Genomic DNA, 10978 nt, shown 5'->3' on the forward strand with positions numbered 1-10978 from the left:
TTATCCAATAAAGGTGGAAGATTATACAATAAACGGTCAAGACCGTTAGACATTTTTCACAGAAAAAGAGCCCAGTATCGCGACTAGGCTCTTTTTTACGTTTATTATTTTGCCAATTGGCTAGCGTCTTGTTTCAATGCATCTGCTTTGTCCGTGAGCTCCCAAGGAACATTCAGGTCGTTGCGACCGAAGTGACCATACGCAGCAGTCTGTTTATAAATAGGACGACGCAGATCCAGCTGTTTGATGATTCCTGCAGGGCGCAGGTCAAAATGCTTGCGAACCAGCTTAACCAGATCTTCTTCCGAAATGGTTCCTGTTCCAAACGTATCAACTGCGATAGAAACAGGTTGTGCTACACCAATAGCGTAAGCTACCTGCACCTCGCACTTGTCAGCCAAGCCAGCAGCCACGATGTTTTTGGCTACATAGCGCGCTGCATAAGCACCGGAACGGTCTACTTTGGTTGGATCTTTACCGGAGAACGCGCCACCGCCGTGACGTGCATAACCGCCGTACGTATCTACGATGATTTTGCGTCCAGTCAATCCAGCATCCCCTTGAGGTCCGCCGATTACGAAACGGCCTGTCGGGTTGATGAAGTACTTGGTTTCTGCGTCCAGCAATTCAGCAGGAACTACAGGCTTGATCACCAGTTCAGTCAGGTCCTTTTGAATTTGCTCCAGGGTAGTTTCTGGTGCGTGCTGCGTAGAAATAACGATGGTGTCGATACGAACAGGCTTGTCGCCATCGTATTCAACCGTTACTTGCGTTTTACCATCAGGACGCAGATAGGACAGTGTGCCGTCTTTACGCACTTCTGTCAAACGGCGAGCCAGTTGGTGAGCCATGCTGATTGGCAAAGGCATCAGCTCTGGCGTTTCATTGCAAGCAAAGCCAAACATCAAACCTTGGTCACCAGCACCAATTGCCTCGATCTGCTCATCGGTCATTTTACCTTCACGCGCTTCCAGAGCTTGGTCTACTCCAAGCGCAATGTCAGCAGATTGTTCACCGATCGCTGTGATAACACCGCAAGTATCTGCATCGAAGCCGAACTTAGCGCGATCATAACCGATTTCGCGAATCGTTTCACGAACCAGTTTTTGAATGTCCACGTAAGTGTTGGTGGTAATCTCACCCGCTACGAGTACCAGACCTGTTGTTACGGATGTCTCGCAAGCAACACGAGCATTCGGATCTTTTGACAGGATTGCGTCAAGAATGGAATCGGAAATTTGGTCACATATTTTATCCGGATGTCCTTCAGTTACGGATTCAGATGTGAACAGACGACGACCTTTTTGCAAAGCCATGAGAAAAAACCTCCTTTGACCTCATACAAATAGTGTGGTAGCCGAGTCAGGATTTTATCGACGTAAATGCAGGCAAAAAAAACCTTTTCCACCATATAGGGAGGAAAAGGTTTGCGCGCTTTATGCTTCCTTCATCCTCTTATCGGCCAGAACAGATGTCCGTTCTGCTGGTTAGCACCGCTCTAGTCGGTTGCCGGGCTTCATAGGGCCAGTCCCTCCGCCTGCTCTGGATAAGAGTATCCATTACGGATTCTAGAATAATTGTTTTTTCCAGTGGTGTCAATAGACAACTTAACGCAGTTCGTACTTGCCCCGAACCATGATGTGAGCGACTCCATCGTATTGCGGAGCCAGACGCAAGCCACGGTTGTCGGACCTTGCAATCAGGAGAAGATGATTGTGGCCAACACTGGCTCCTGCGCGCAAATCGGCCCCAGCAGTCAAGTCTGTTAAACCGTCGCCATTATTTCCCGCTACGGCCTGAACTTGTCCGGTCCGAACAATAAATTCAGTCCCTTCAAAGCCGTACAACGTGCTTCCTGGATACAGCTCTACGACAGTCAGGCTGCTGCCTCCTGCGCTTCCACCCAATGCCTGAATCGCTTTGTCCACGTAGCTTTTGGTCACCACTGGATCATCGACTGAACCCGGTACGCCGTTTACACCATCAGCCATCGCCTGGGATGCGAACAACGCCATTCCCCCAACCATTACCGCTATCAATCCTTTTGTAAACTTCTTCATCGTTGTTCCTCCCCAATTTCATCTCTATAGTTTGTAAGACTTGGAGATCAGCACGACAACCTCGGCACGTGTGGCAATCCCTGTAGGTTTAAACAGGCTGCCGTATCCGCGCAACCACTCTCTAGTGGTGAGGGCCTCGATCGCTGGTGAAGCCCAGTGGCTCGTAGGCACGTCTCGGTAGCTGGAAACACTTCGCGGATACCAGAGAACATTGTGCGCTCTGGCCACCATCGCTGCCATCTCCGCACGCGAAATCGCTTGATCGGGCTTCATCTGCCGATTGGGATACCCTTTAATGATTCCCAATTGATAAGCTAGTCCTAAATTATTATAAGCCCAGTGATTTCTCGACAGGTCCGTAAATGTCGTTTTTCCTGAATAAGTGCCTACCTGCATGCGATTCGCCTTCATGGCCTGGATCAGCATCGTGGCAAACTGTGCTCTTGTCACAGCCTGATCGGGCTTGAACGTCGCATCATCAAAGCCCTTGACGACTCCCTTGCTGCTCAAGCGGACAATTTCATTGCGTGCCCAGTGCGTAGAAATATCGCGATAGCCGGCGATCAATTCCTGCTGATTGACAGTCAGGCGGTACAAATCATATTTGAACGACGTCGCACTATTTAGACGAATATAGTACTTCCCTGGTTGCAAACGTACGCCCAATACTTCTTTGCCTTGATCTGACAGCTGAGCCACCATGTTTGTCGTCGCAATCGCGTAATCCAGGTTGCTGCTGCTATAGAGCGCGATCCTCATCCCGCTTGGAACCGGAACAAATGGAGCGCGAATGCTGACATAAGATTCCTTATTGACGGTAAATTGAAACCAGTCTGTATCCGTAGCCGTCGGGAACGTGCCAGTCATCAAATACCCGCCCTCCAACGGAGAAGCCTGCCGATACGTATCATTCGGTTCATTTGGATCTTTTTTCACCGGAGTAAAATTCAAATCCAGCGTATACTCAGCATTTACCGCGTTCTGTTCATACTCACTTACTCGTATGAAGTACTTTCCAGGGGAAACCTCTTTCTGTACCCGTTCAGTCGGGTCGTCCCGATCTCCGCTGTCGTAGGCAGGGTCCCACTTCGTTTGCGTCCCCTCCTGCTTCCCGATGTTTAATACCAAATCCATCCGCTTGGTATCTGGTGTCACGGTAACATCCATCGAGCCGTATTCGCGCACATAATAGGAAAACCAGTCTTGGTCCCGCTCCTCATGGAAATTTCCGGTGACACTGATCTGATTGCCTACTAGCGGCCTCGCTGTTTCCATCGTATTATTCGGTTCGTAACGATCCGGATTGATGGAAAACTTGCTGGTCAGGACATACGTAAAAGCAGAAACCCCACCATTTCGGACCAGCTTGATTGACATTCTGCCTGCTTTCACCGGTACAGTCAGGGTGTCGCCATTCCCTATGTAATGGGTCACGGGTGAACGCTTGTCGGAATAAAAGGTTGCCGCCATCGGTGAAGCGAGTCCAACCGAAACATTTGCTTTGAAGGTTACCTTCCCATCGTAAGGAATATCCATCCAATACCAGTCAACCGTATCGTTTGGGCCTAAATTGCCTCTAATCTGCGACTCAATCGGAAATGCCTTTGTCTGCGATTGCGTGTTATTGGGTTCTAAGAAGTCCATCGACATAGGCGAGCGAACAGCCTTTTGAATATCGAGCAGGCCGTACCCGGTCCGCTTGTCCCACCCTGGTGTTCCCAGGTCAGTCGCCGTCTGGTACAGCAACTGTCGGACATCGATCGGCCGAAGCTTGGGGTGCCGTTCTAGAACCAGCGCGGCTGCACCAGCTACTTGTGGAGCAGCTGCCGAGGTGCCGCTGAAGCCACCGTACTTTCCACCCAGCTTGGTTGTATAGACATTCAGTCCAGTTGCCATCAAGTTCAGTTCAGGACCGGAGTTCGATTCTATGATCGGCTCATTGTTCGCCTTTACCCCACCGACCGCAATAACAGTTGGATAAGCAGCCGGATAGGCAGCACGATCTCCCTCGTTGCCACTGGCAGCCACCAGTACAGCTCCGTTTGCCTCCGCCCGATTCACTGCATTCGTCAACGCCGGAGAGTAGGACATACTACTGACGGACATCAGAATCACTTTGGCTCCTCTGTCCAAAGCCGCATGAATGCCTTTTGCCACCAGGTCGAGATCGGCCACGGCATTCTTGTCCAGAACCTTAATGGGCAAAATCCTTGCTTTCCAGAGAACACCGGATACTCCAATGCCGTTATTTCCTTCTGCCGCTAAAACCCCTGTGACTTCCGTTCCATGTCCATTGTCATCCTGCGCCGATTTCCCTGGGTTGACCAGGTTAATACCAGGCAGCAAATTATCCTTCAAATCGGGATGTCGGTAATCAGCTCCAGTATCGAGCACGGCTATGGTTATGGAGGTGTTGCTCTTTACCGTATCCCAGGCTTTTGTAGCCTTAATCTGTGACAGGTGAATCTGATTCCCAAAGTAAGGGTCGTTTGTGTCCGTCGCAGCTGCAACTGGTTGAATATCTGCCATCATCATGACGACCCCCACGATGACAGCAAGCATTGCCCCTACCCATCTTTTCATCACTTTTACAGTCCTTCCCCTCCCCTGCCAATAAAGCGCAGTACAAAGGAATGCAGGTAATAAAGCCTATCTCATAAGCATACGGAACAAATGAATGAAGTGCAACCTCTTATAGCCAATATTTGGAATCTTGCGCAAACGAGAACCCCCTTCTTACCATCGGCAAAAAGGGGGCACTTTTTATTGCAGGAGATCCTTATTATCAGATGCCGGTGTTACATTAGTGGAAGCTTTTTTCTGCTGTCTTGCTTTCGGAATGAAAGCTGTCAGTTCCGCTATGTTCACTACTGGTTTCGACAGGGAGGATGCCGGGATTTCAAACAGCCACAGCTTGTTGCTTTTCGCTGCTACCTTCATGTTTTCCAGCGTGAAATGTACTTTCGCTACACTGTCTCCGGATTTATCGGAAACAATGATTGGAACCTCGGTAAATTCCAGACGCTTCTCCAGACCATTGCGGAAAGCAACGACAATCTTCAAGCCACTTTCATCGCTCGCCTGCACATCCAGCACTTGAAGGTCGACTTCACCTTCTCCCAAAGGATCGATCATAGCCAGCTTTGCCGAATATTGATCTACCTCTTTTGGAGTCAATCCACCAGTCTCTGTGTCTTGAACTTCGTTCTTCTTCACGACCACTTTTTTATAAGCGAGTGTCAAAGGAACCTCTTTTTCAGGCACCTTATCGAATTCTTCCCAGCGGAACAAGAACTCGGCAGGACGGCTGGACATTTCTCCCACTGGGCCAAGCGGTGTCAGATCAAAGATTTTCTTCGCTACAACTTCACCTTCTGGTGTCATCAGAATCAGAGGCAGTCTTTGCAGCAATACGCCACGTGAACTTGCATTGCGAATGTACGTAAGCACGAGATAACCTTCTTCGGTCACTTGCGTATAGAATGGAATAACCCCTACTTCATCACGAACAACCGCAGGCAATTCATCGTGAACGTATTGAAGCAGCTCAGCCTCGTTATCCTCCAGCTTGCTGTCCCAAGGTCCATGCATTACCAGATACAATTCCTTGGCTGGAACTCGCGTTGAGGATTGCTCCGGGTTTTCAATGCCAGAGAGCCCCAGGTAGAATTCCTTGTGCAGATTCTCATGAATTTCCTCTTTTACTTGATCCAGGCTTTCTTTAGACCCAAACCAATTTTCCAATAACCAACTCATATGTCAACCTCCTCATTCCCATACAAAGGATTTCAATCCAAGCTATTCTCGAACATGTACATGCCATCTATGCAGGTTGGCGTCCCGCTTTTTCACAGCATTTGGCGGGAAAACAATCAGCCATGGGCGGCTGTTACCCGGCTTTACTTTGATCTTACTTGCATTTAATTTTCCTTGCGCCACCAAGTCATGATCCTCGTCAGTAATAGCGATTTGTAATTCGTCTGGATCGTATACCATTTCCAGCCCATTTCTAAACAGAAGAGCGACCACCAATTGATCCTCTTTCGTCCGGCCGATGTCAAAACCGGTAATTTCAATGGAGTTGACCGGGATTGGCGGCAGCGTGTGAACCATTGCTTCCAGACGATCCTTTTGGCGCGTAGTCATGCGGCGCTCCATCTCGGGATCGAGCTCGAGAGTAGTTGGCCATACATGTGTGCTGTTCCCAGCTTTCATTACTACTTTCCAGCGTGTGAAGGAGTAGTTCTCATGCAAATAGGTTTCTTCCGGGAAAAGAACTTCCCATGGACGGCTCGTATGTGGCGGGATGGCACCCATTTCCTCCAGATTAACGGGCATCCGTGCAAAAGGCTTGTCATCCAGATAAATAGCCAAGCGAATATTTTTGATGCGAACCGGACGATCCGTCGCATTGCGGAAAAACAGTGCCACAGTCATCCCATTTTTTTGCGGGACCATACTGAAGCCTGTTACACTGATCATTCCCCGACGCATTTCAGGCAACTCAGCTTGTAAAAAGCGCAAGGTGTATTTTTTCTCTGAATCGAGCTGCTTCTCCCAGTTAGGATGAAGCGACAAATCTGTACGAATCATGTTTGAAGGACTGCTCGCTGGCTTTTCATCAGCAGCTTCAAACTCAGCTTCTGTATTGCGTAATTCTTCGACATCTACTGCCGACTCTTCCTGAATGTCTTTTTTTAGATCTTCTATGGAACGAGAGTCCCCTTGATCTTTGCTTAACCAGTTCTTAAAAAAGGAAAACATGGGTAACCTCCTCACACGTCCGCACACGAACGAACCTTCTACATAATCATATCTGTTTCTTCAGGCGAGAGCAAATCAAACCAGCTTCAGCCAGGGCTCTGCTTATTGAGGCACCGCTGCTTTCCACCGCGATAAATCAGCATTTGATTTCAATACACTCTCTGCAGGGAAAATGAATAACCATGGCTTGCTTGTACTTGGATTGACGGTCAATCCATTCAGTTCGAACATTCCCCGTGCTACGGTATCTCCCGTCACATCATAGACAGCAAGCGGAAGCTTTTCAAAAGAAAGTGGCTGTGTCGAGCCGTTGCGAATCAACAGAATAGCATGCAACGCACCATCCTCCTGCTCGCGGAGCTGCACACTCTGGACATTCACTTCTCCTTCTTTCAACGCAGGGAGCCGCTGAGATAAATCAATCAGTGCTTGCTTTTGCTGATCACTGAGTGCTTTGATCCACGACTCTTCCAGTTCCAGCTGCTGGGGCAGAACCATTTTTTTCTGAGCAAGCTCAAAAGCAACCTTCCAATTATCCAACAGGACATTTACCTGCAAGAAATGCTCCCGAGTAAAGACAAACGACCACGGTCGAGCAGCATGAGCAGGAATTTCCCCTATCACAGATAAATCAAAGGATTGACGGGTAAACAACTGCTGATCCCCGAACAGTACCACCAGGGTCATGGATTCCAAAAGCACAGGACGATCTGAGCTGTTCCGAATGAATGCTGTTACTTCTATTCCTTCGTCATGTGGAACGAGATGCTTTCCTGCCAGAGAAATATTCCCTTTGGCAAGTGGTGGCAGCTCTTGTGCTACAAAGGATAGCGCATACTTCTCCTGTTGACTGAGCTTTGCCTCCCACGTCTCATGCAGAGAGAGCGAAGTGACGACTCCGTCCTGCTCTGGGGCTTTTTGTTGTTCGGTCTGATGTGACTGTTCGGTATCGGTAGCCGCAAGTATCGACTCCTCTTGGACTTGTTCTCTGACCTCTTCCGGAGTTGGTGTATTCCCCATTAATTTCTTCAAGAAGGATAACATATCGTCTCTCCCAACTTTTCTCTTCATCTATATAGACTCTGCTCGTCATTCACTATAGCACAGTGACATCCTTTTGCAACATAGAAAACTTGGTATCCGAGGCATGGCAACTGCCTGTGCATCCAGCAGCAAACTGGCTGTGGCAAGGGTATAAAAGGAATATTTGATAGGATACCTGTACAGAAGGACAATGTCAAGGAATGTCAGGAATTCTCTGACAGAAACGTAAAGAGGACTTGCTAGTGCAAAGTCCTCAATCGTTCAGTATACACTCTTTCTATTTAACTACCTTTATCGTTATACGAATGCGCTTGCCGCCGTAATTTGCGGTGATGGTAGCCATTCCTTCCTTTATAGCCGTAATCTTCCCTTGCTCGTCTACGACTGCGACCTTTTCATTGGATGAACTCCACTCCACTTGCATGACTTCTTCTGTAGAAAGATCCGGATATGTCGCTGTCACGACAGGAGAGACATCCTCGCCTTCCTTCAGTTCAAGGCGCGAATCCGACACAGTCAGTTTACGCAGGCTAGTATCCACTCTGATTCTGACAGATTTGCCTCGATAGGTCCCCGTGATGGTGGCTGTTCCTATCCCAGTCGTAGTAATCATACCTTCTTCGACCACCGCAAGCTTGGCATTACTTGTCTTCCATTCAGCCTCATCCGTCACATCCTCACGCTCGTTTCCATAGTAAGCGTACAAAGTGACGGGGGTTTTAGCAAACGGTCTCATCCTTACTTCCGCGGGATCCGCCACCAGCTTGGTCATTTTTACACTTACTTGAATCGTGACAGATTTTCCACCATAGCTTGCGGTAATGGACGTGCTACCTGTATCGTGCGCAGTGACGATTCCCTCTTTTACCGTAGCAATTTGCTCATTGCGAGATTTCCAGATGACATCCGCAGGCGTCACTTCTTCCCGTGTCTTGTCTCCATAGGTTGCGTAAATCTTCAGGTCCGTTTCTGCATCTGGTTTCATCGTCAATCGCCGCTCAGACGATTCCAATCGGCTTACAACTACCTCTACGGGAATCGTGGTTTGCTTGCCCTCAAAGGAAGCTGTAAGCTTGGTTTTGCCGAAACCTATGGCATGGACCTCACCTTTGTCCACCTTAGCAACCGTTTCGTCCTGTGACTTCCACACAGCTCCATCCGTCACATTTGCTTGGGAGCGGTCGTCATAGGTAGCTGTCACATTCAACGCTTGTGTCCCTGCAGGGCGCAGCGACAGCTTGGATGGAGTGACAGCAATGCTGCGGAGATTGGCTGGGGGTGGTTCGTACTGAAGCGCTTGATAGGCGTTCACCAGACCATATCCATATTGACTGTCGCGTCCTTTTTTCCCTAGATCGACCGCTGTTTTTATCAGGCGCTCTTTGATTTGATCTACACTGAGTTTTGGTTCCTTCACTTTCAACAGTGCCACGGTACCCGACACAAACGGAGTAGCTTGAGAGGTTCCGCTCGAGTACGCATACCTACCGCCTTTAAAAGTACTCAGAATCTCCTCTCCGGGTGCTGCAAGTGTAATTCCAGAACCGTAGTTGGAGAATTTCGCCAACTCCAGTTCCTGATCGACTGCACTGACCGCGATCACACCTGGAAGGGAAGCTGGCAGGTAGCGTTCTACGCGATCTGCATCATTCCCTGCAGCCGCCACGACCACCGCTCCTTTTTTCAAAGCGTATCGAATCGCCTCCTCCATCATTCGCGGCTCACTGTTGCTTCTCTCGCCGGTGAGGCTGAGGTTAATGACATCTGCTCCCAGATCAGCCGCATCCATGATCGCAAACGACACGTCGTACATCGTACCCTCGCCGTACTTATTCAGTACTTTGAGCGGGAGAATCTCCACGTTGGCCTTTCCGCTCACACCAGCAATGCCTTCCTGATTCAGTTCTGCCGCAATAATACCGGCGACATGTGTTCCGTGCCCTTCATCGTCCATCGGATCGTCGTCACCATTGACGTAATCATACCCATTTCGGGTATCTACACGATTCACCAAATCGGGATGTGTATAGTCAACGCCAGAGTCAATGACTGCAACGGTTACCTTTGCTCCGCTACTTTTACTTTCCCAGGCTTGCGGTGCTTGAATGGTTTGCAGGCCCCATTGCTCTTCAAAGCGGGGATCTGTGATTTCTGCTGCTTTGCGCATCCGGATGTTTGGCTCTATGTATTCGATATTAGGGTCTTGGGCAAGGCCATCCAGCACGTGTTCTTCCCTACTTGCTGGCAGCTTGATCAAGAGATGCTCTCTACTGGCTCCTACTAACGACACTTCACCATCAGGGACACCCAGTTGAGACATAGATCTGGTTCCAGCCGCGTTTTTCAATTTAATGATGTATTCGCCGGTCTCACTGGACATGATCTTCGGCAGGGACTCTTGTCTCTCTTCGGCGAATGCTGTGGGTGAGAAGATGGATGATCCTAGCAGCAGTGATGTAGTGATTATTCCCCATGCTGCTTTTCTTAAGCGCAAATGCATAGCCCCACTCCTTTTCTGTCTGTTTTGCTTTAGACAAGTATAGATGATGGGAATGGGGCAGAAAAAGAGATATTTTAGATTCTTTTTCTCAATAACTCAACTTTCGCAGCTCAAATTAGGTAGGTAACCCTTGATATAGCTGGGTAAACCCATGATCCATTGTTGGAGTTGCGTTTTAATCAGTTTTGTGATCTTCTTGTTTGCCTTTTGAGCAATGTCCTCGATGAGATCAATGAGTTGCTTTAAAGCAACTGCCCAATCAAGTTGGCTTACTTCATCGCATAGAAGATGGAATAACCCGCCCAGTGTGCGTTGATCGGTGCTTTGCCTATGCTGCCATGCCAGCAGAATGTAACGAGAGAAGACAATCGTTGTATGACTGATCAGCAGATCATATGATCTGCCCTGGAACTCTTTTTGTAACCGCAATAGTGATTTGGCACACTTAAAGAACACCTCAATATCCCAGCGGATACTGTAGATTTTGATAATCTCTTCTTCCGTTAGTGAGCAATCCGTACTCAATATAGCGAGCCATTCCTTTTTGTTTGAGCGGTGGCGCACGAACACCATGATGACAGGAATACCCGGAGACAATTCTGTGTGAATG

General features: G+C 48.7%; 7 protein-coding genes, 1 pseudogene and 1 riboswitch. All 8 genes and pseudogenes read right to left on the reverse strand.

The window, feature by feature from the left end:
* Positions 1–104: 104 nt before the first annotated feature.
* A complete protein-coding gene (gene metK, locus EDM52_RS00795) occupies positions 105–1316 on the reverse strand; it encodes a methionine adenosyltransferase (RefSeq protein WP_122907136.1) in 1212 nt (403 codons plus the stop codon).
* A gap of 136 nt (positions 1317–1452) precedes the next feature.
* Positions 1453–1553: riboswitch (SAM riboswitch) on the reverse strand.
* A gap of 54 nt (positions 1554–1607) precedes the next feature.
* Positions 1608–2060, reverse strand: coding sequence for a hypothetical protein (locus EDM52_RS00800; protein WP_122907137.1), 453 nt, complete (start codon positions 2058–2060; stop codon positions 1608–1610).
* 24 nt (positions 2061–2084) lie between these two features.
* Positions 2085–4643, reverse strand: coding sequence for a S8 family serine peptidase (locus EDM52_RS00805; protein ID WP_122907138.1), 2559 nt, complete (start codon positions 4641–4643; stop codon positions 2085–2087).
* A gap of 180 nt (positions 4644–4823) precedes the next feature.
* The gene (locus tag EDM52_RS00810) at positions 4824–5816 is read right to left on the reverse strand and encodes an SLAP domain-containing protein (protein ID WP_122907139.1); all 993 of its coding nucleotides are present in this window, start codon (positions 5814–5816) and stop codon (positions 4824–4826) included.
* Between the two features lie 42 nt (positions 5817–5858).
* Positions 5859–6824, reverse strand: coding sequence for an SLAP domain-containing protein (locus EDM52_RS00815; protein WP_122907140.1), 966 nt, complete (start codon positions 6822–6824; stop codon positions 5859–5861).
* Positions 6825–6926: 102 nt separating this feature from the next.
* Complete coding sequence (locus EDM52_RS00820) at positions 6927–7868, reverse strand: accessory Sec system S-layer assembly protein (RefSeq protein ID WP_122907141.1); 942 nt, start codon at positions 7866–7868, stop codon at positions 6927–6929.
* Between the two features lie 277 nt (positions 7869–8145).
* On the reverse strand, positions 8146–10368 hold the full coding sequence (locus tag EDM52_RS00825; protein ID WP_122907142.1) for a S8 family serine peptidase: 2223 nt from the start codon (positions 10366–10368) through the stop codon (positions 8146–8148).
* 96 nt (positions 10369–10464) lie between these two features.
* A pseudogene (locus EDM52_RS00830) lies at positions 10465–10978 on the reverse strand (IS4 family transposase); the annotation flags it as partial.

Origin of the sequence: Brevibacillus invocatus, assembly GCF_003710915.1 — a bacterium.
GTDB lineage: Bacteria > Bacillota > Bacilli > Brevibacillales > Brevibacillaceae > Brevibacillus > Brevibacillus invocatus.

What these genes read in the sequence shown, in the direction of transcription:
- EDM52_RS00810 (WP_122907139.1), bottom strand. Translation starts at nt 5,816, where the DNA reads ATGAGTTGGTTATTGGAAAATTGGTTTGGGTCTAAAGAAAGCCTGGAT.
- EDM52_RS00800 (WP_122907137.1), bottom strand. Translation starts at nt 2,060, where the DNA reads ATGAAGAAGTTTACAAAAGGATTGATAGCGGTAATGGTTGGGGGAATG.
- EDM52_RS00825 (WP_122907142.1), bottom strand. Translation starts at nt 10,368, where the DNA reads ATGCATTTGCGCTTAAGAAAAGCAGCATGGGGAATAATCACTACATCA.
- EDM52_RS00820 (WP_122907141.1), bottom strand. Translation starts at nt 7,868, where the DNA reads ATGTTATCCTTCTTGAAGAAATTAATGGGGAATACACCAACTCCGGAA.
- EDM52_RS00815 (WP_122907140.1), bottom strand. Translation starts at nt 6,824, where the DNA reads ATGTTTTCCTTTTTTAAGAACTGGTTAAGCAAAGATCAAGGGGACTCT.
- metK (WP_122907136.1), bottom strand. Translation starts at nt 1,316, where the DNA reads ATGGCTTTGCAAAAAGGTCGTCGTCTGTTCACATCTGAATCCGTAACT.
- EDM52_RS00805 (WP_122907138.1), bottom strand. Translation starts at nt 4,643, where the DNA reads ATGAAAAGATGGGTAGGGGCAATGCTTGCTGTCATCGTGGGGGTCGTC.